This is a genomic window from Albibacterium profundi, assembly GCF_042159835.1.
GTDB lineage: Bacteria > Bacteroidota > Bacteroidia > Sphingobacteriales > Sphingobacteriaceae > Albibacterium > Albibacterium profundi.
On sequence record NZ_JBBVGT010000001.1, the window covers coordinates 18,603 to 37,803 of the forward strand.

Sequence of the window (19,201 nt, forward strand, 5' to 3'; positions counted from 1 at the left end):
TTTATTTAGGAGAGTTTTAATTATTTTTACTTAAATTCATGTATGAAAACCGGTCGTTTAGAAGCCTTTAGTGACGGTGTATTGGCTATCGCCATTACCATCATGGTGCTGGAAATGAAAGCACCTGATGACACCTCATTCAAAGCACTTCTAATGATAACCCCTGTTTTTACCAGTTATATTCTAAGTTTTATTTACCTCGGAATTTACTGGAACAACCATCACCACTTAATGCAAGTTTCACAAAAGGTGAATGGCAAGATTCTATGGGCCAATTTACACCTCTTGTTCTGGTTATCCTTGATCCCTTTTACCACCTCTTGGATTGGAGAAAACGAACACTATACAGAGACCTTACCCGTCTTTGTCTATGGTTTTGTATTACTGATGTGCGCATGTGCCTACTTCCTCTTAGAAAAAGCACTCATTCAGTACCACGATGACAATTCCGAGCTTCATAAATTATCTAAAAGGCGGTTGAAAGACTACGCCTCCTTCATAATCTATGTGATTGCGCTCCCCCTAGCCTACATCAACACGTGGCTATCCATACTTTGTTACGTTCTGGTTGCCATTTTTTGGTTGGTACCTGATCGTAGACTTGAAAAAGCACCTGAGTAATTGTCAAACAACAAGCGGTATTACTCCACATTCGTCAACTGGATAGGCTGCTCCAACGTCACTGATTCCATGGTTGTTGAATCGTTCAATACACGTTCAAACCATTCCTCAGAGCGTCCAGTCCCAGACCGTTCCATTAAGAAACGTCCAAGCTCGATCACTTCTTCATTAGCCATCCGCACCGAACCGTGCGACTCAGCCTTACCCAATGATTCGAGCGCCTTCGTACCGTGTATGGTATATGGCATATCATAAATGATGCGAGCCCTTCCCATAGGATTCCCTTCCTCACCAGGCTTCTTGTAACTTTCGTCCTCCGACCAATCACTGTCCGGTGGTGTCCAGTCGGGGTTCCAGTCAATCTGGTGTATCTCGTACTCACCTTGAGGCGTAGGGTATTCGTCTGTACCTACCGATATAGCATAGCGTCGTGTAGTGTCGCTCCCTTCGATTACAAATAACTGCCGTTTAGATATACTAATCTCAAGTCGAGGAGGTAGAAACGGTTCGGCTTGTGTTTCAACTGGTTCAGACTGAGTATCCGATTCGGTTTTAGTTGTACTATCTCTACAAGAACCGTAAACAAATATGGTTAATAGCAAAAAAATGTAGCGCGTTGTATTTTGCATAATTCTGATCTTTAATTTCATAACTGCAAAAAACACACCAATTTAAAAATTTCATAAATTGCAGTCTCCAAAACAACCTAATAAAACACCAAAGACTAATGAAGACGCACACAACAAATTATTTCGACACCTTTATTGAAGTTGCCGAGGATAGCAAAGCAGACCATGGTACACGTCCACCTTCGAAAGAGAAGAAAACGATTGCTGAAAGACAATACCAAATGATAGCAGAGAATCCATATCAATTCACATCTGACGATGTATTATTTCAGGTATACGCAGATAGAAATGATTTGGCAGAGTCAGAATACAAGCAAGCTAGAGAACAGTTCTTCTCAAAAGGACAAGCTTGTTTAAGAACATCACCCTTAGCGAAGTCCTACGGATACGGAATTCACTTTGACAGTAAGGGCAAAACTGCGGTATACGGAATAGAAACACCCGAATATGAAAGTTATTTATTGAACGATAACATTAAGAAGGTAAAAGCAATGCGATCAACAAGATAAAGAGGCAAATGCATTCAATGTATTTGACTCTTTATGGTAACGGATCAGGAGGTGCGGGATTCGCAGGATCGTAGATAGCTACCGCGACTCTGGAATCTGCACCACCATAGTATAAAAACCACTTGTTTTCATAGTATACCAACCCTTCGATAAACACAGTTCCGTCGACATACTGTCCACTCTTTTCAAAAGCCTCCATGGGACGTAAGAAAGGTACATCTAACCGACCTATTACCTTTGTAGGATCATTTTTATCGAACAAAACTTGTCCAGCGCTGTAAGTCCCTTTATTAAAACGTGGATCTCCGTTTTCAGGGTTATTTTTACCATTGTATAGAAGCAATATACCTTTATCGGTTAAGATAGCTGGCGGACCACATTCAGTCAAGTCGCTATCAAAATAACCTTCTCGAGGTGATATAAATGCAATAAGCTCACCCTTGTCATCAACAACCGGGTCCCAATTAAGTAAATTATCCGAGGTAGCGCCATACACGCCAGACTCTCCCCAATACATCCAATACTTCCCATTGATTTGGGTAATTACTTGTTTGTCATTCTCAACTTTTGTAAGAATGGATGCCGACTTGTGAAATGTATCATAAAGACTCGGCATCGTTTTGTTATCCTTGAAAATAGGCCCATGCTTTTCCCAGTTAATTAAATCTGTGGACGTCGCTACACCGAGACGAGCCGTTTTACGATTCCACTGTGTATAAAACATCACGTAGGTGCCATCCTCGGTAACGGCAATGCGGGGATCTTCGGTTCCGCCCGGCCATTCATATTCCTTTTGGTTATCATCTGCCGGAAAAAAAACAGGTGTATCCTTTCTTTCAAAATCAATTCCGTCCGTGCTACTTGCATATCCCAGACGTGATGTACGATGTCCAATACCTTCACCCGACTTATCTTCAGCACGATACAATACGATAATTTTGCCATCCTTTACCGCCGCAGCAGGATTAAACGTATCGTTAGATTCCCAGGCGATATCCTTACCCGTCATTGGGTCTTCAAAGAACGTAGTATCAATTGGCGAGATCACAGGGTTAACTCCATCTGGGCGTACAAACCCACCAAAAGCCCAATCAGGCAAGGTATTAACTTCGTCGTTCACCTGACTTTCTTGCTTATTTTCCTGAGTGCTCTGAGCACAGGAATTTAGTGAACCTAAAATTAATAAGGCTAACGCACTTTTTCCCATGTATTTTAAAACCGAGTTCTTCATAATTTACTGGATATTTTGTTTATAGTTAGACTATCTCTCCCTACCCCTTCTTTGACGCTTTTGCCCTATCATTAAAATCAAGACATAGGTTTAACCAAAATTCGAAATCCTTTTTGGTCCTAAAACCCTCAGGTTCTACGTAGCAATAACCTTTATACTCTTTGCCTTTCATGATCATCGGTAGAAAGCCAACTCGTTCTGCTATGTCCTCCGTTAGTTCCGGGTCAAAACGGCACATTAAATTCTCTTCACCGATGTTGATGCACATCTTGTCGTTGACTAAGAACGCAAGTCCACCAAACATTTTCTTTTCCTCAATTTCAAGCTTTGGAAACTGAACCAAATATTCTCTTACCCTATCGGCAAGTTGCGTACTGTATGCCATATATAAAGATTAGAATGACCGTGTCTAGCGAACTTCAGCTATATTAAACCTGCCTTTGCGTAAAAGTCATGTTCAATTTTTGTGATACCACCAGCTTCAGCTTCTTCTTCGATAGTCCAACTGGCGCCTTTAATAAGGAACTCTTCCTCTTTACCGCTATCAGTCAAAGTTCCATCGACAACCATAACAACCATGGACTCAGTCTTCGTGCTATCCTCTTCGTCAGTATCAACACACCCGACCTCCGAATCAGAGCATTCCGCTGGCCATGCTCTTGAAGCCAATACATCTGAAGTTGGGTGTCCATGGAGGCTTCTCACGTACTCCTCCAATTCCATCCTTTTATTAAACTCTTCAGTCTGTTGAAGAACCTCACCGTACATGCTGTAAAAACTCAACGCAGCTTTCCTGGCGAGCTTCGGGTCGGCCTCAACAAATACTCGTTCAATAGCACCCAAATCGTCACCTTCTTGCATCTGTACCATGCCGATAGCGTGTCGAAATATATAATGAATCAAAGGCTTTGCAGTCATAATTTCTTAAGATAATAATTTGGAGTTCTGTATTATGACACGAATATAAGGATTAAAAGTAATCGTACAACGGTAGCATGATCATCCGAACGATCACAAATACGTCTAATTTTCCCGAAACCAGATTATAAACCCTCCTGTTCTAGACTGGCTAAACGTGCGAGCATTTCTAAACAAGCCCCTTGATGTAATATCTCCCAAGAACTTTGACTAGTTCCACCCCGAAAGTCTCCATTTATTAAATTCGTTTGTCTATTCCGAGCATTGGACAGCCATGCATTGGCTAGCGTTTTCTTATAGGCATTAACATACGTGTTATCGCCATCGATTTTATATAGCTCAATAAAGCCTCTAAACATAATCGCTTGAAACCACACATGCCCAGGTTCTAAAATATTAAAATACTCACCAAGTATATAAGAGTTAAAGGGAACAAACCATTTTCTATATGCCGATTTTGCGATATTTTGCGCATCTGTCAAGTATTTGCTGTCACCGGTAATATTGTATAAAAGAGCTGCTGCTTGCATAGGTTGGCCAGCGTTATACGAAAATTTTGATTTATCAATACGTATTGAGTTTGGATCATTTTGGTCTGTCAAGCGAACATTATCCCAATATAAAAAGTCACTTGGATCCTGAAGCGTTTCTTTAACCCAGCTATATAGTTCTTTTGCACTGTTCAGGTAAGTTTCGTCATTTGTAGCCAAATACATTTTGGCAGCTAATACGGCTGATGGGGCAGTTGAACAGGTGTTTTTTGAATCACCATACTCTTTCCAATAAACCCCACCTCCCATGACATCATCCGTGCCTTCCAAGACAAACTTCCAGACTAATTTAGCTCTATCTAAGTATTTCGTATTCTTAGTCAGAAGATATAAATCAACCATATCAATTCCAACCCAAACGTTATCATCATAGTATCTTTCATCATTATCCCCTGGATAAACTGCATAAGCCTCAGCTCTACCATCTCTTCGGTTGCGGAACTGATCAATACCCGTCAACAATCTTTCATCATATAGACTTTCATATTTGGTCTTATATTCCGGGTAGGCTTCTCCAGCCTCTTTTAATGCTGCATAGCCTGAAAACGCTCCACCATGCCCCCATATCACAGCTGCCCCGCCCCAGTAGCCATCAGTATGCGGATAATTGCTACTCCAAATATCACGTTCTTTGCCATCCAGATATAACTTAACAAGTGAATTCATTAAAGTATCAGCCCTTCTTAAAAACACCGGAATGTCTGCTTCTTCGGGCTTAGCATCTGGCGAGTAAGGGCTTATTTCTACCGAAAGCGCTAATGATCTTGCCCCAGCCTTATTGATTGCAACAGCCGAAACTATATAGCGGTCACTGGTAGGAACGAGGATGGTTAATTGCGACTCAGCTCCGCTTTTCGCATCCACCAAAATAGGATTAGGACTCAACGTGGCATTAGTCTTAAGACTCCTATAAGTAATCTCAACTTTTAGCAGAGACTCATCATTAGGGTTCGTCCAGCTAAGTTCAATTTCATGTTCTTCATTTGTAGCACTAGCTTTTAATTCGGTAACCGGGTCTATAGATGTGCCGACGGTGTCTTCCGGGTCTAGAAAGCTGGTTTTACTGCAAGATATAAAACCTAACGTACAAATATAAACTATAAATAATATGAATGCTTTGTTCATTTCAAAAGGTATTGGTAATAGTTTTAATTATAAAAAGGGTTAAAATCGAATAGCTAATTCTGTATTTAATTTGGGCAGCCTTTTTCAATAAATGTGCTTTTTGGAGCGATCACCGGAGTATAATTGCCTGCGATTTTTGCATTGGCAATAATAAGGTTAGTTTCATATTTGCCACCATTGCTATCCTGGATATAATCGGTATCCGTACCCGCAGAGAAATCCCATCGTGCAAGAAGTCCAGTACGGCTTTCTTCATCTAAGTCACACATGTTATCTTTGATTTGCTGGCCAGTACGCGCCACGGTCCAAACACGAGCTTCCGATACCGCGCCTCTCATCACTCGCCAATCTTGCCCACTTGATCGACCTATTTGAAACCGATTTCCATCAGAACTTGAAGCCAAATTTACCACACTATGAGTTTCCTCTTCCCTGGTAACGATTAATACATCCTCTACTCCGTTAATATATAATTTGTATTTATCTTTTACATCATCCTTTGTACAATCAACAACCAATGCAATATTTGTCCATTCATTAAGATTGAAGCTACTCGTACTTTCTAACATGATTTTGTCTCCCAATCCTGCTATTTGAATAGGATGTGTAGCTCTATAATCGTCGTTCTTTCCCCTTATGATTAACCCATTCTCTAAACCCATAAAGGTTTGCAATCCCCGATAGCCATCAATTTTACAAGTAAGCTCAAACGTTACTTGTTTTAAAGATTTTATCGAATTATCCACCACAGCAATATCTGAGAAATTTGCGTAAGCAAAATATTGATCACTCAAATTCATTGCATATTTAGGACCATTTACCGTGATATCAACTGTAGTTTGCTGGCCTTTTTTATCTGTAATCGTTAATGTAGTAACTCCGTTCGTCTTTCCTGTTACGGTAATCTCATCGCCGTTTACTGAAACCTTAGCAACGTTCTCGTTTGCAACTTCAGCTTTATAATCACCGTTTCCCGCACTGACAATGATAACATCACTTGCTTGAACCGCATTTAATAATATCGATTTTTTGTCAACAACTAATTCATCTGGGGACGTTACTGTAATTTCTAAAATCGTTTCTTTCCCTTTAGCATCTGTGATCTTAACCTTAGCAGAGCCAGCGGCAATTGCTTTTACCGTAAACTTACCATGAGACTCAAGCTTAGAGATATCAAGCGAAATGTACTGATCAGAGTCATCCAAAAGTTCAGCCTTATAACCGAAATTTCCAGTACTCACCTTAACAACAACTTCGTTCTTATCCTCAACCCCCACTTCCAAAGAAGCCTGGTTTATATCCAGAGCCAAATCAAACACCTTAGCTATATCAACCTCAATGTTTTTTCTTTTAAACATTTTATCGGTTATAATGATGACTGCATTCGCTCTATCTTCATTGGTAGTTGCGGTAATAGTAACCACATCCTCCGAAATAGTTGCCGTAGCGACATCCTTATTAGAAGAAGTAGCCGTATATCCACCATTCCCCGTTTCAATAGTTACACTAATGCTCTTACCGGGTAATAAGGAAACTTTTGCTTGATCTAAAGTCAAGTCAATAATGGTAGGCTCTTTTTCTTTAGAACAACCTGTGAAAATAAATACTAGGCATAAAAATAATAAGTAATGATTTTTAAACATACTATTGCATTTGAATTACGACTGTGTTTGTAATATTAAGGTTAGGTATTATGATAATTGGATCATTAAAAGTAATAATTTAAAGTTAAAAAAACAATAGCTTGACGATATGTTGAGGAAATAATTCACCAACTCTTCCTCTCCGCGTTCCGCCCTCCAATAGCTGCAAGTACAGACATCCTCTATTTTCTTAAAACCAATAAGCGATTACGGTTCCCGAGTCTGGAAGACAGTTGAAAGAGCCAAAGCTCGTTTAGCCCGAAAAAGTTATTCAAAAATTTCTAATCTTATCGCTTTTGAAATATTAGAGCGTTTGGATGAATTGGGTTGGAAACAAGTGCATTTAGCAGAAAAAATGAACGTTTCTAAACAGCAAGTGAGTAAATGGGTTAAGGGCAGTGAGAATTTCACTTTGGATACATTGGTGCGCTTGAGCGAGGTGTTAGGTGTAGACCTTATTGTCGTTGCTCCAAAGTGAAAAAAGAGGCTTTCAAAAAGCTAACAAAGAAAGGGGAAATAATCTTACCGGGTAACTTCGGTAAGCATCTAGCTATGCTGACGACTGGAACCGCCCGAGGAATTTTGTATGCTAATACGAAGAATACTGCCTTCCACAAATTCTTAATGGGGACGATTAATATTGATACGATGTTCAAAGAAGATATTGCTATAGAAATTTAACATTATCAGAATATAATAAATCCATACAAGTATATGAATACCTGCTCGGCAGCTCGCCCAAACGGGTATTTTTCGGTTAAGGGATAACCGAGCACATAAAACTAAAAGTGACTGAACACTAACCCTTACTTAGTAGTACGAAAATACTATAGTAGTTAAAACTATTCCTCAGGATCAATCACGCCATCTTCAGGATCATCGAATCCAGAACCGCCAGTACTTTCGTCAATATCTAGATTGCTATACTCAGGTACATCATCTTCATTACCTTGCTTTTGTTCAGATTGGGAATCTTCCTTCTTATTCGGATCCTTTGGTGGATTCTGGTTGCTTTTTATAGGTTCGTTTTGTTCGTCACCATTGGGCTTGGTAGGATTGCTATCGTTATTTTCCATGATTATATGATTTAGTTGTTATGAAGCAACAGCACCGGTGACAGAATTTATCTCAAATCTTTATCTGAAACTGATAAATCAGTTTTGCACATTGCCAATATATTAAATGCATATGTTTTGAGCAGTGACAAAACTGTTCGTAATTGTGCCAAAAATAAAGACATCGAATATCACGGCACGATTTGGATATTTGATAAGCTTGTAGAAGCCAATATTCTTGTTAAGAAACAAGCAGCTTCAAAGTTAGAAGAGCTAGTGGCAACCAATTTTATTTTCCAGAATAACAAGCCTCTCGTTGCTGAGATTGAAAAGAGATTAAAGATTTGGAAGTAAATAGCTCCGAACCTGAACCAAAAAATCCCACTTGTCAACAATGTCAAGTGGGATTTTTAATAACTAAAACGACCATCTTGAAACAAGCATAGCAACACATAGGATCATAACGCTCATCAACACGGCGTCCATCGCAGGGCTGGATGCAGCCTACAACATATCTTCCAAACGATAATCCGGACAAGCGCCCTGCTGCCCGGCAACATAGGATGATATGTGACTAGCTATTTTCAAAGAATCTTTTACCGATCTCTCTTCCATTTTATATGCAAGAAAACCAGCAAGAAAGGCATCGCCACTGCCTATAGTGTCTTTAATTTTTACAGGCTGTGCGTTGATTGTCAATTGCTCTGACGCAGAGTAATATTTAGCTCCATCACCTCCAAGGGTTAGAATTATCTCCTCAATACCCGGAAAATATCTCTGTATATAATTAACTCGACTGTCAAAGGATCCGTCTGAATTGCCCAACCAGTCGGATATAATATCCAGTTCAATCGCGTTAAGCTTGAGAATATTAGTTACCTCCAATAGGGAAAGTATCAGATTTTTAGAATAAAAAGGGTGGCGTAAATTAACGTCAAAAACCCGAAGTCTGCTTTTCTCAACTAGTTTGAATAATGTTTCTTGGGAAACTGGGTTTCGAGCGATCAAGGAGCCAAAAACCAACGCTGAGGCTTCATTCACCACGCTTTCAATCGCTGGAGAACTTTCAATATAGTCCCAAGCCACATCGTCGACAATATCATAGACGACTTCACCTGCATCCCCTACGTCCACCTCCACAGTAGACGTGGGTTTATTGGAGATAGTTGAACAAAAAGTGCTATCAATTTTCAAACGTTTCAACTCTTTTAAAATAGCCTGACCGTCCTGATCTGATCCGATCTGGGTTATAATCTTACTTTTAATCCCTAATTTATTTAAATGATAGCAGACATTCAGCGGAGCCCCCCCCAACATTCTACCCTCTTTCAGGTTGTCCCAAAGAATCTCTCCGAAGCAAATTACATATTTTTCTCTCATCTATCTACTGTATTGATTGTTTTGTAAGTCTTAACCTTATTTCAGAAATTAATTCGTAAGATTGGCTCCGTGCTCCATCAATGTGCTTCGAAGTTTAGTGATATCGACCTTATCCACGTCGGCGCCTGAACTGACGCATAAAGCCGCGGCAGCACCTGCTGCTTGTCCGAGGCCCATAACCGAGGCTTGCACGCGGACAGAAGCAGAAGATACCCCATCCGCCGAAAAGGCACGTCCCCCGACAAGGAGGTTCGGGAAATCGGGTGCGATAAGACACCGGTAAGGTACGAAGGCAGCGTCCTTTAAAAACTGACAACGCTGGTTCGTGGAATCCGCCGAATGTATATCTACCGGGTGGCAGCCTCTTGATATGGAATCCGGAAAATCCCGGGCTTCAATATATTCCTCGCCCTGCAATGTATAAACCCCTTTAATTCTCCGGGTCTCCCGGGTTCCGGTTTGAGGTGCGGTCATGATCAGATGTGCATGCTTAAATGCAAGAACATTTTTCTTTAAAAGCTCTAGGAATGTAAATACATCCTCTCGAAGATTACATTCTGTTCGGGTCGCCTGCCGGTTATCGGCCATATTCGCGTAGGTTCGGGTCATGTTGACCAGAACCATTCCATTGTCCATAACCCCGCAATACCAGGGTCCTCCATAACCAGGCAGCTTACCTTCGGATCCGATATCTTCGAGTATCTTTCGCATATCCAGATCATGGTAATTTACGCCTTGTTTGCTATGACGGATCATAGGAAGCGAATCGGTATCCACACCCCCTAACATAAATATCAATGTCGCAGGTTGCAATTCAGAGCTCATGGGCTGCATTTCCACACCTGCCTGATAGGAAAGATCCGCATCCCCAGTGCAATCAATAAAATATTTACCAGCAATAGCTTCCGCTCCATTTTTATTATCTATGATAATATGAGAGATCCGGTTCCCCTCCTTTTTATGTCCGGTCAGGTACGAATGGAAATATAGATCCACCCCGGCCTCCAGCACCATACGCTGCGCAATAAGCTTATATTTTTCCGGAGCGAATGTAATATTCCCGATCGGCTTCTCTTCTCGGGCTCCCCCAATCTCTATAAGACGTTCAATGAATTCCCAGGGAATACCATCAATGACTCTGCGTTCATTATAGTTAAACACACTTATTGGAGCCACCAGGCTAGCTGTAGCCATTCCACCCAAAAACCCCAATCTTTCTATCAGCGCAACTTTAGCCCCACCCCGGGCGGCCGCAATTGCTGCAATAAAACCTGAAGGGCCGCCTCCACATACCACAACATCATATTCCGCGATCACGGGAACATCCCTTACTTGTTGTATACTTTCTTTTATTATTTTCTCTTCTTTCATAATATCTATTGCACCGTCAATCGATGCCTGTCACTTTAAAAGGTTATTAATCAAATTTAATTGTAAATTCATTCCGAACATCTTTTTTCCAAGCGTGTGACTGAGAAGTGGGTGAGATAGCAAACAATGGGGAAAAGGTCTTTACTTTAACCGTTTTACCATCCGGAAAAAACTCCATTATCCGCAACCATCCGTCACCTCCATTGCCGTCGCGATGTCCTCCGCCCATACTCTGCGCATCAAACATAACCTGATGCACCGATTTCCCAACGGCGTTGTCATCTATCCGATAACCCTCTCCTGAATAGTGACCTGAGAGCACCAATTCAATATTAGATGCAGGTTCTACTATCTTTTCCCAGACCTGCTTTCCGTTATTGGCATTCGGCAAGAAAACCGGTGAAGACTTCTGAATTTTGTTATCTATATTATATGGCTCCCAATATATCCAACTTGGCTCTGAAGCGCCATATTCGTCTTTTGCTGTGATAAAGGCATGAGTAATGAATACCACCCGATGATCCTTATACTGCTCCAAGTTGACCACTCGTTTAGCCCAGGTAACTATGGTGTCACGGGGTGCATATTCAACGGTAATAAACAAATAATCTTTCCCGTTCAGACTCTTTAATTCTATTGCCGAGTTCTCAAGCGTTGGCTGTCCTTGCTCATTACGGGCATTCTGCACCAGGTGTTTCTGGTTTAGGTGATTTCGCTCACTGGTAAAAAACTCGGAATATCTTGATGATCGATTTCCCACCCGGTCTATACTATATTCATGGTTTCCCGCCGCTGTAATATAAGGAACCTTACCATCCAGAATGGCGAAGGCATCCGAGGCAGCCTTCCATTGTTGTTGGGTCGTCTGATTCCCATCGTAATCATTAATTATTTTTTCATTATTCTGAACCAGATCCCCCACGCATACAACCATCTTTATGTTGAGCGTATCGATATTTTCTTCCACCCATCGCATCATCAAATCGAGGATGGGTTGGTTTCTGCCCCATTTGACGTAATTCTGTATATCGGGAATCATTACCATCGACCAGGAGTCTTTGTTCTCCAGACTTGGTTTTTGATATTCCTCTTGTGCGAACAGTGCAGGTAAAGCACCTATAAATATCAATAGGTAGCTGATAATTGTTTTTTTCATCTGTATTATTTTGAATAGAATGGATCTCGAACGGTCTCTAGCCTTTCAAGGCCAACTGGATATTAAGCCGAAAAACCGGCTGTTCACCTTCTAATTGGCAATTTAAACGTAGCCAATTACCGAAGTGCTTGACACGCACGAAATGTAAACCCTCCTTAGAAATGGGTTCCGACACAGTTCCCTCACTCGTCCAATGTACTCCATCATGAGAAATTTCAACGGCGGCTGTAAGAGTCGGATTCATACCAGACAAACCTTCAACGTCAATAAAAAAAATCGCTTCATCCGCCCACCCTGCTTCATAAGGGTTAGTCTGAAAATCTTCTTTAAAATCTTTTTTTACCTCTATGTGCGAAGCATTAAATAATTTCATTTTTTCGTTTTACTTTAAATACGATGACTATTCCTGAGAAATTACCACGGAATCCAAATAAAGAAAAACCCGGCGGTTCGTATCCGTCTCTATCCAAACCAGCGGATTCATTAACCCATCAATCCGATCATAAGGCGGTGTAACATAAATGGGTTGCCGCTTTAAATCGAATGTCTTGTCCTGACATTGCATTTCTACATACTCCCGCTTTTCGGTATCAATTAACAAGCGTCCATATTGCCAATTAATCTTACAATCCGTTTCATTATACACCAGGGATTGTTGCCCTCCGTCGATATCTTTATACCCATCATGCCTCCCGTCGGAATAGCGCTTTCCAAACCAGAAGGGATCCACACCTTTAATACACCAGTCACCTTCAGTATCATAAGCCCAATCTTTATCGTCTTTCGAAGAAGGGTAAATCAGCTGCCATTTCTTTTGCAATTTACCATCTAGTGCATTTAAATAGCGGACACCAGAGAAGAACCGATTGCCCCGTTCTTGTAAATCCCAGCCAAACCCAAATGCCCGAATGGAATTCTCATGGAGACCGGGGAGAGGTCCGTCCCCTTCAATGGTATCTTGTTCGGCGGTAAAAGCGAACCACATTTCGAATTGCAGGTATCTGCGTTTAAGATGATGAAAAGAGAGACGCTTTATAGCGTGTCCCATAGACCCCGGAGCCGGTGGTTGATCAAAAGGGTTGGCAATCGGACGGGTAGAAACTTTCAGGCTATATTGCCCTGATAAGGAACCGTGAGAACCCGGATATCGGAAAGTTGCCGTGCTAAGCATTACCGGTGGCCATTGATGCTTGACCATAATACTAGGACTCTCCCCGAAGTCTGGCGCTTCGTTAAAATTAGGCATAATTTCCATCCAACCATTATAGCCGGCATTAAAAACATCGTGCACCAATACTCGCTTAAGCGGCTGAAAACGAGACAAAAATGTTGTATCCATAATTAATTTAATTGAGCCTTATTTTTCGACCATTTGAAAAAATACAAGAACAGAACCAAGGCTGAAACCGCAATAAATAATGCAGCGTATAATAATAATTCCCCTCTATGGCTCGGATCAAAAAAAGCAAGTACACCCATAGCGATACCGATAGCTGCATAAGTTCCCATCATAATCTTAATACCCATGGAGGAATATAAGTCACCGGCTACCTTATTCTTTTTCACTTGCTCTGGGTCAACGTATTCCGCTTCTTTTGACGCTTGTGTGTACCGATTCCAACCCGCATCGGTTTCCTGCTTCCACAAGAACAACTCTATGACCAACAGGATCATACAGGGCACTACAAAGCCAATAAAGGCGTCAACAAATTCCACATGTCGGCTTACAAAGTCTTCGAAGAAAAGTCCCGTTTTCATGGTGATACCTAGAAAAAAAGTGATACCCATGGACCACCAAACCGCTTTTGATCCGATTCGCTTAGAAAAAAGCCCCCAAATAGAAGGAATAAAAAGTGGAGAAATAACCAAGGTCAAGATAGGTACAACCACACGCTCTGCGCCCCCAAAATAGGGAATCATAACCGCCACACCCGTAATCAATAAACCATATATATAAGTGAACCATCGTCCACTAGAAATCAACGTTCTATCGGACACATTAGGGCGTGCCGGACGAAAAATATCGTACGCAAAAACATTGGCAAACACATTCAGGTTACTCGACACTGTACTTAAGGTTGCCGATATCATAGCGGCAAGCATAAGACCAACCATGCCTGCCTTTAAAATATACTGACTCATCAACATATAAGCTTGTTCCGGATTGGCATCCGGATTGACCACCTGATACACCAATGCGGGAGTATACCACAAAATTGGGGTGACGATATATAATGTCCCGACGAGATAGGCACTTTTTTTTGCTTCCTTAACGGAAGGTACACTGATATAACGTTGTACAAATGCCCAGTCTCCTCCAATCATAAAGAAGTTGAGGCACAACCATAACACCATCCAGCCCCAGGAATATTGCTCGCTGAATAACGAGAAAAAACCATCCGGAGCCTTTTCTATAAAAGCACCGACCCCTCCTACACTATCGAAAGACAGGGGAACCATGATCAAGATCATACCAAACAATACGGCGAACTGCACAACATCGGTCATCAAAACAGCTAAGAATCCCCCTGCCGCCGTGTATATCAGGGTTATAATTCCCAGGAACAAAACGGCATATGTCACCGATAAATGACCGGTAGTAGGATTTGCCAACCAATGTCCCTCAGGAAGCGGGATAAGTGCTACAGCCATAATCGCTATAGCATATAAAGCCACTGCCATGTGTATCCCTCGACCGACAATACCAATGATGGTATAAAATCGAACCACGGACGTATTGAAGCGTATTCCCAGGTACTCGGCAGGCGAATCAATCTGCTGTTTTGACCATTTCCCCACGACAAACCAGCCCACAAAGAACGTGGCAATCCCTAGCATCATGGCAATTACAACAGCAACGATACCAGATCTATATGCCACTCCACCCCAAACCACAAAGGTACTAGCAGAGAAAATAGTCATGTAGGTAGACAGTCCCGACAGCCACCAGGACGAGTTTCGTCCTGCTATAAACATATCCTCAGAAGTTTTTACCTTTTTCCCCAGGACACCACCTAAAACTAAAAGACCTGCAAAATATATTAGTATGATTATATAATCGGCTAATTCCATATTATTTTTCTGTTCTAGTATTTGTTTTTAATGCCTCTGCTACCTCGGTTGGATAATCTGATTCAATGATATCAATACCGAGCTTTGCGATTTTTCTATAAGCCTTCGCTCGTTCTTCCCTAGTTGGTAATTTATCATATGAGGATGCTGTTGCTATCAAACCACTTACCCCTTCATCATGTAGGAGACGAGTCAAAGCAATCATATCGTCACTTAGCTCCGTTCCCATGCAGGCAAACATCTGTTCCTTCGGAATGCCGGCATTGATATACTTAAAATAGGTTTCGGGGTTTCGGATGGATACCGAGAACATCCGGCGGGGTTCATCTCGATAATAAAACAGGGCATCCTCTGTAGAACGAACCATGTTGATCACGTAGCTATTTGCATCATGCTTGCGCAGCAAATCTGCAATAATCTGTAGGGGCACATTTTTTTTATCTAGTATCAAAACCGTCTTTCCCCGAGCCCATTCCAACACTTGGGATAATGTAGGAATCCTATACTCGGTAACATCTCCTGCAGCGTTCTTAAGATTCAGCTTCTGTAATTCCAGCCAAGTATGATCCTCCACCCTTCCTGTACCATTACTAGTACGCTCCAGCGTTGCATCATGAAATACAACCACAACGCTATCCTTGGTTAAACGGGGATCAATTTCAAATATCGCCGGCATCTGACTCAGCACATATTCGAAGGCAGCGATACTGTTCTCTGGTAGACCATGCTCTCTTGTCCCGCGGTGCCCCTGAATGATCGTAGGCTGTTTCTCTCCGATTCGTTGATAGAACTGATGTAAGGCTTTGCTATCCTTAAAAACCCGATAGTTTGCATTCTCCTGTGCCACTGCTTTACCTGTGATAATAACACATAAGTAAAACGCGATGTAACCTATAAATAAGCATATTCTCTTTTTCATGTTTACTTACTTTTGTATGGTCCATATACACTCTTCACAATATAATCTTGATTGTTATCATCCAGTACATAAACTGAATATTCACCCCCACCCGGCTTTACTCTTACAACAATATGACCTTGCGTTCCTTTCATCTGGTGTAGATATTCAGCCAATCGGCTCTTATTGGCATTGGTCATATTAGTTGTAAATACCTGACAGTCGGGATCCGCTGCATACATCCGACCCACGGTCTCAGGATTGGGATGCACATCACGCCAAGTATGTGCCACCACGGTATGTGGCTTTAATTTCCCCAAAAGCATATCACCGTTGCAGTTGGACGTACCATGGTGATTGGCCTTCATTACCTCCACTGAAGACACTGCGCTGCTCAGCGGAGCTTCGATATCTTTCCATGGATAGCTGGAGCGGCCATTGTACTGTAAGTCGCCTCCAGAAAAATAATCAAAGTCTCCATAAGACATCACAAAACCTATACTGAAAATATTTGCTGGGGCATTCGCTGACACCAACGTGACTGCATCGGGAAACGTATTCCGGGTATCGGTACCCGTACCCGTCCATACCACCCCGTTGGATACAAGGTTTTGAACCTTAAAACTGGGGTATTTCCCCTGATCATGCTGTAAAACAACCTGATCATCCCGTCCCACTTCAAACTGCTCAACGGTTGCATCATATTCTGATTCCGCCCACTCCATAAAGTCGATATAATTGGAGATCCGCGGGTTCGATGTTAAATCACTAGGATAATTGTAATCGGGATACCCTCGATCCAGCAGCTTATCAAAGGGGACCTTTGCTCCTACCTCAGTCACTCCACCCATGCGGAAATTGCCACCCGGACCCATCGGCAGATCTTCACTGTAGCCACCCATATGATCTGGATGAAAATGACTCAACATAATATAATCCAGCTTATTGCTTGCCGGTTTAATGAAATGTTTCGCATAATTCGTGATTGCCGTTCCCGGACGAATATTATCATTAGGTTTCTGAGCTGGAGGCGGAATCTCTTCGTTAGCGTCGATTAACGAGGCTGCTGCGTCGACCAGCATTGTGGTACCGTCGGGAAAGATCAACAAGGTACTTTCGCCCCGTCCTGTGTTAATTGCATGAATGTCCAAATATCCATCTTCCCAATCGGGAAGAACCTTCCCAATCATAGAGTTCTCCTGCTCATCGTCGTCTGGCTTCTTGTCTGTACTGAGCTCTCCACTACCGTCTTTACTACACGAGAGGAGGAAAATAAACACAACCAATCCGATCCATTTATTATTTTTTAGTTTCATTACTTTGAATTTAATATACAATCAGTTAATACCCGGGATTCTGTTTCATATTATCCGGATTGATAATTACCTCTCTGGAAGGAATTGGAAAAAGATACTGCCGACTCTTATCAAAGTTTCTTGTCACAACTGTTCTTATTTTTCCCGTCTGCGACATCGCTGAGAAATCCACCAAGCCATTTTCATCTACTTCCGGTAATGGTCCTTTAGGAAAGAAATAATCCCCGGAAGCAATATTCTCCTCTAGACCGGACTTTACAGGTAATGCGTATACCGGACGGTTAATAGCAATTTCGGCCAATCTCCAACGAATCAGATCGAACCAACGCCGATTTTCCCAGGCCAATTCAGTCCGGCGCTCCGTGCGAAGAATAGTTCTGAGTTCTGCCTGTCCGGTTTCTGTAACCGCTGGATAGAACGCCGTTTGTCCAGGCGAAGCTTCATATGCGCGTGCTCGTACCTGATTAATCGCATCCAGAGTAGAATCATCAATTTCATTTAATTCGATTTTTGCCTCCGCATACATTAACAGTACGTCCGCATACCGCATGATAATTATATTCGGATCCGCCCGTTTGTTCGCATATGCATCGTCAACACCCTTCTTTAGAACTAAACCATTGTAAGAAGCAAATTGCGAGCTTAACTGCGTCTCCCGATTTACGACCATCTTGTTTGTTGCAAGATCTAAAACATGCGTAGCACCCGGATCATAAATAAAACCATGAAAAGGCGTTCCAAATGCGGGTACAAGTTCCGATAGCCTAGGGTCTCTGTTCATAAACGGTTTTTGAGGGTCAAATAATGGAGACTCATCTATAGGGAGACCGTCGGTACACGTATACGCACAAAACAATTCCCAAGAGGGTTGTGCGGTACTGGTTCCGCCAAGGGTTCGTGGCAGGAAAGAATTTCCACCCATGTTTTCTCCTGTAAGTTGTTCAGAGCGAGGAATAATAAAAATGAACTCAGGAGATTGGTTTGTTGTAGAAAGAAATAAATCCCCATAATCCGGATGTAGATCGTACACCCCTAAATCCATACAAGCTTTCGCAGCATTCCGGGCTGTCTCGTAGTCCAGCATCCAAGTCGCTACTCGAGCTTTAAAGGCATATGCCGCACCTTTTGTAATGCGCTGGCTATCACTAATCGGAAGAAATTCGATCGCCGTATCAAAATCCTTATAAATCTGTTCTAGCACGATGGCTTTGTCGGTCCGACCAGTAGTAAAAGCTTCCTCGATGGTAATATAATCTGTCAGTAACGGCACGTCACCGTACATAAACACCAAATAAGAGTAAAAGCTAGCGCGAAAAAAATATGCTTCAGCGCGTAATTGGTTCAGTCTTGTTTCGGGAATATTAGCCTGCCCATTTTCTAAGTTACTCAAGATAGTATTTGCTCTCGTAATACCTTTGTAGGTATTTGCCCATGTATTTCTGGAGTCACTCCATTCGCTTGTAATCGAGCCGGCAACCCAATCGTATAAATACTCACGTTGGTTCCAATCGTCCGTCCAGCGATCTGTATTATATAACCTTGCACCTTCTACATACCAAAGGGCGTCCCTATATAGGTCATTAAGCGCCATGATAACTTCATCTTCAGTTTTGTACCAATTTTCGCTAGATCCTTCCGACAAAGGATTCAGATCTAGTTTTTGGCAGCTTGTCGTAAAAACGAGAAGCGATAGGATAGATATTATAATCTTTTTCATTTGTATTAA

At 41.9% G+C, this 19,201-nt stretch carries 21 protein-coding genes; 5 read left to right on the forward strand and 16 right to left on the reverse strand.

Annotated features, from left to right (window positions below; genetic code table 11):
* Positions 1–42 precede the first annotated feature (42 nt).
* A complete protein-coding gene (locus WKR92_RS00090; protein WP_375555802.1) occupies positions 43–621 on the forward strand; it encodes a TMEM175 family protein in 579 nt (192 codons plus the stop codon).
* Positions 622–641: 20 nt separating this feature from the next.
* On the opposite strand, the gene WKR92_RS00095 is transcribed toward WKR92_RS00090, so the two are convergent.
* The gene (locus WKR92_RS00095) at positions 642–1,250 is read right to left on the reverse strand and encodes a L,D-transpeptidase (protein WP_375555803.1); all 609 of its coding nucleotides are present in this window, start codon (positions 1,248–1,250) and stop codon (positions 642–644) included.
* Positions 1,251–1,348: 98 nt separating this feature from the next.
* Here WKR92_RS00095 and WKR92_RS00100 point away from each other — a divergent pair, with 98 nt between their 5' ends.
* On the forward strand, positions 1,349–1,759 hold the full coding sequence (locus WKR92_RS00100) for a DUF6157 family protein (protein WP_375555804.1): 411 nt from the start codon (positions 1,349–1,351) through the stop codon (positions 1,757–1,759).
* Positions 1,760–1,790: 31 nt separating this feature from the next.
* Here the strand turns inward: WKR92_RS00100 and WKR92_RS00105 are convergent, their stop codons facing one another.
* The 5 genes from WKR92_RS00105 to WKR92_RS00125 form a co-directional block, all read right to left on the reverse strand.
* Entirely contained in the window at positions 1,791–2,990 is a 1,200-nt protein-coding gene (locus WKR92_RS00105; protein WP_375555805.1) for a beta-1,2-mannosidase, read from the reverse strand.
* Between the two features lie 40 nt (positions 2,991–3,030).
* A complete protein-coding gene (locus WKR92_RS00110) occupies positions 3,031–3,375 on the reverse strand; it encodes a TfoX/Sxy family protein (protein WP_375555806.1) in 345 nt (114 codons plus the stop codon).
* A 38-nt stretch (positions 3,376–3,413) separates the two neighbouring features.
* Positions 3,414–3,908, reverse strand: coding sequence for a hypothetical protein (locus WKR92_RS00115; RefSeq protein ID WP_375555807.1), 495 nt, complete (start codon positions 3,906–3,908; stop codon positions 3,414–3,416).
* Between the two features lie 125 nt (positions 3,909–4,033).
* Positions 4,034–5,584, reverse strand: a complete 1,551-nt coding sequence (locus WKR92_RS00120; protein ID WP_375555808.1) for a glycoside hydrolase family 76 protein — start codon at positions 5,582–5,584, stop codon at positions 4,034–4,036.
* 65 nt (positions 5,585–5,649) lie between these two features.
* Complete coding sequence (locus WKR92_RS00125; RefSeq protein ID WP_375555809.1) at positions 5,650–7,227, reverse strand: LamG-like jellyroll fold domain-containing protein; 1,578 nt, start codon at positions 7,225–7,227, stop codon at positions 5,650–5,652.
* A 313-nt stretch (positions 7,228–7,540) separates the two neighbouring features.
* On the opposite strand from WKR92_RS00125, the gene WKR92_RS00130 reads away from it, so the two are divergent.
* Together WKR92_RS00130 and WKR92_RS00135 are read left to right on the forward strand one after the other, a co-directional pair.
* A complete protein-coding gene (locus WKR92_RS00130) occupies positions 7,541–7,705 on the forward strand; it encodes a helix-turn-helix domain-containing protein (RefSeq protein WP_375555810.1) in 165 nt (54 codons plus the stop codon).
* Positions 7,702–7,908: a hypothetical protein gene (locus WKR92_RS00135; RefSeq protein WP_375555811.1), complete on the forward strand. Its 207-nt coding sequence runs from the start codon at positions 7,702–7,704 to the stop codon at positions 7,906–7,908. Before WKR92_RS00130 ends, WKR92_RS00135 begins: the two co-directional genes overlap by 4 nt.
* A gap of 161 nt (positions 7,909–8,069) precedes the next feature.
* Here WKR92_RS00135 and WKR92_RS00140 read toward each other — a convergent pair whose 3' ends face one another.
* Entirely contained in the window at positions 8,070–8,303 is a 234-nt protein-coding gene (locus WKR92_RS00140) for a hypothetical protein (protein WP_375555812.1), read from the reverse strand.
* 45 nt (positions 8,304–8,348) lie between these two features.
* Here WKR92_RS00140 and WKR92_RS00145 point away from each other — a divergent pair, with 45 nt between their 5' ends.
* The gene (locus tag WKR92_RS00145; protein WP_511261553.1) at positions 8,349–8,636 is read left to right on the forward strand and encodes a PIN domain-containing protein; all 288 of its coding nucleotides are present in this window, start codon (positions 8,349–8,351) and stop codon (positions 8,634–8,636) included.
* Between the two features lie 150 nt (positions 8,637–8,786).
* Here the strand turns inward: WKR92_RS00145 and WKR92_RS00150 are convergent, their stop codons facing one another.
* The 9 genes from WKR92_RS00150 to WKR92_RS00190 are packed head-to-tail and all read right to left on the reverse strand — an operon-like array spanning position 8,787 to position 19,192.
* Positions 8,787–9,662 carry a carbohydrate kinase family protein gene (locus tag WKR92_RS00150; RefSeq protein WP_375555814.1) on the reverse strand — a complete coding sequence of 292 codons (876 nt, stop codon included), beginning with the start codon at positions 9,660–9,662 and terminating at the stop codon, positions 8,787–8,789.
* 48 nt (positions 9,663–9,710) lie between these two features.
* Positions 9,711–11,033, reverse strand: coding sequence for an FAD-dependent oxidoreductase (locus tag WKR92_RS00155; protein WP_375555815.1), 1,323 nt, complete (start codon positions 11,031–11,033; stop codon positions 9,711–9,713).
* A gap of 46 nt (positions 11,034–11,079) precedes the next feature.
* On the reverse strand, positions 11,080–12,189 hold the full coding sequence (locus tag WKR92_RS00160; RefSeq protein WP_375555816.1) for a metallophosphoesterase: 1,110 nt from the start codon (positions 12,187–12,189) through the stop codon (positions 11,080–11,082).
* A 37-nt stretch (positions 12,190–12,226) separates the two neighbouring features.
* Positions 12,227–12,562, reverse strand: a complete 336-nt coding sequence (locus WKR92_RS00165) for a hypothetical protein (protein ID WP_375555817.1) — start codon at positions 12,560–12,562, stop codon at positions 12,227–12,229.
* 27 nt (positions 12,563–12,589) lie between these two features.
* Complete coding sequence (locus WKR92_RS00170; RefSeq protein ID WP_375555818.1) at positions 12,590–13,528, reverse strand: DUF6772 family protein; 939 nt, start codon at positions 13,526–13,528, stop codon at positions 12,590–12,592.
* Positions 13,529–13,530: 2 nt separating this feature from the next.
* A complete protein-coding gene (locus tag WKR92_RS00175) occupies positions 13,531–15,261 on the reverse strand; it encodes a sodium:solute symporter family transporter (RefSeq protein WP_375555819.1) in 1,731 nt (576 codons plus the stop codon).
* A 1-nt stretch (position 15,262) separates the two neighbouring features.
* Complete coding sequence (locus WKR92_RS00180; RefSeq protein ID WP_375555820.1) at positions 15,263–16,180, reverse strand: glycerophosphodiester phosphodiesterase family protein; 918 nt, start codon at positions 16,178–16,180, stop codon at positions 15,263–15,265.
* A gap of 2 nt (positions 16,181–16,182) precedes the next feature.
* The gene (locus WKR92_RS00185) at positions 16,183–17,475 is read right to left on the reverse strand and encodes a ComEC/Rec2 family competence protein (RefSeq protein ID WP_375555821.1); all 1,293 of its coding nucleotides are present in this window, start codon (positions 17,473–17,475) and stop codon (positions 16,183–16,185) included.
* 25 nt (positions 17,476–17,500) lie between these two features.
* Positions 17,501–19,192: a RagB/SusD family nutrient uptake outer membrane protein gene (locus WKR92_RS00190; RefSeq protein WP_375555822.1), complete on the reverse strand. Its 1,692-nt coding sequence runs from the start codon at positions 19,190–19,192 to the stop codon at positions 17,501–17,503.
* Between the last annotated feature and the right edge of the window lie 9 nt (positions 19,193–19,201).

What these genes read in the sequence shown, in the direction of transcription:
- WKR92_RS00090 (WP_375555802.1), top strand. Translation starts at nt 43, where the DNA reads ATGAAAACCGGTCGTTTAGAAGCCTTTAGTGACGGTGTATTGGCTATC.
- WKR92_RS00095 (WP_375555803.1), bottom strand. Translation starts at nt 1,250, where the DNA reads ATGCAAAATACAACGCGCTACATTTTTTTGCTATTAACCATATTTGTT.
- WKR92_RS00100 (WP_375555804.1), top strand. Translation starts at nt 1,349, where the DNA reads ATGAAGACGCACACAACAAATTATTTCGACACCTTTATTGAAGTTGCC.
- WKR92_RS00105 (WP_375555805.1), bottom strand. Translation starts at nt 2,990, where the DNA reads ATGAAGAACTCGGTTTTAAAATACATGGGAAAAAGTGCGTTAGCCTTA.
- WKR92_RS00110 (WP_375555806.1), bottom strand. Translation starts at nt 3,375, where the DNA reads ATGGCATACAGTACGCAACTTGCCGATAGGGTAAGAGAATATTTGGTT.
- WKR92_RS00115 (WP_375555807.1), bottom strand. Translation starts at nt 3,908, where the DNA reads ATGACTGCAAAGCCTTTGATTCATTATATATTTCGACACGCTATCGGC.
- WKR92_RS00120 (WP_375555808.1), bottom strand. Translation starts at nt 5,584, where the DNA reads ATGAACAAAGCATTCATATTATTTATAGTTTATATTTGTACGTTAGGT.
- WKR92_RS00125 (WP_375555809.1), bottom strand. Translation starts at nt 7,227, where the DNA reads ATGTTTAAAAATCATTACTTATTATTTTTATGCCTAGTATTTATTTTC.
- WKR92_RS00140 (WP_375555812.1), bottom strand. Translation starts at nt 8,303, where the DNA reads ATGGAAAATAACGATAGCAATCCTACCAAGCCCAATGGTGACGAACAA.
- WKR92_RS00150 (WP_375555814.1), bottom strand. Translation starts at nt 9,662, where the DNA reads ATGAGAGAAAAATATGTAATTTGCTTCGGAGAGATTCTTTGGGACAAC.
- WKR92_RS00155 (WP_375555815.1), bottom strand. Translation starts at nt 11,033, where the DNA reads ATGAAAGAAGAGAAAATAATAAAAGAAAGTATACAACAAGTAAGGGAT.
- WKR92_RS00160 (WP_375555816.1), bottom strand. Translation starts at nt 12,189, where the DNA reads ATGAAAAAAACAATTATCAGCTACCTATTGATATTTATAGGTGCTTTA.
- WKR92_RS00165 (WP_375555817.1), bottom strand. Translation starts at nt 12,562, where the DNA reads ATGAAATTATTTAATGCTTCGCACATAGAGGTAAAAAAAGATTTTAAA.
- WKR92_RS00170 (WP_375555818.1), bottom strand. Translation starts at nt 13,528, where the DNA reads ATGGATACAACATTTTTGTCTCGTTTTCAGCCGCTTAAGCGAGTATTG.
- WKR92_RS00175 (WP_375555819.1), bottom strand. Translation starts at nt 15,261, where the DNA reads ATGGAATTAGCCGATTATATAATCATACTAATATATTTTGCAGGTCTT.
- WKR92_RS00180 (WP_375555820.1), bottom strand. Translation starts at nt 16,180, where the DNA reads ATGAAAAAGAGAATATGCTTATTTATAGGTTACATCGCGTTTTACTTA.
- WKR92_RS00185 (WP_375555821.1), bottom strand. Translation starts at nt 17,475, where the DNA reads ATGAAACTAAAAAATAATAAATGGATCGGATTGGTTGTGTTTATTTTC.
- WKR92_RS00190 (WP_375555822.1), bottom strand. Translation starts at nt 19,192, where the DNA reads ATGAAAAAGATTATAATATCTATCCTATCGCTTCTCGTTTTTACGACA.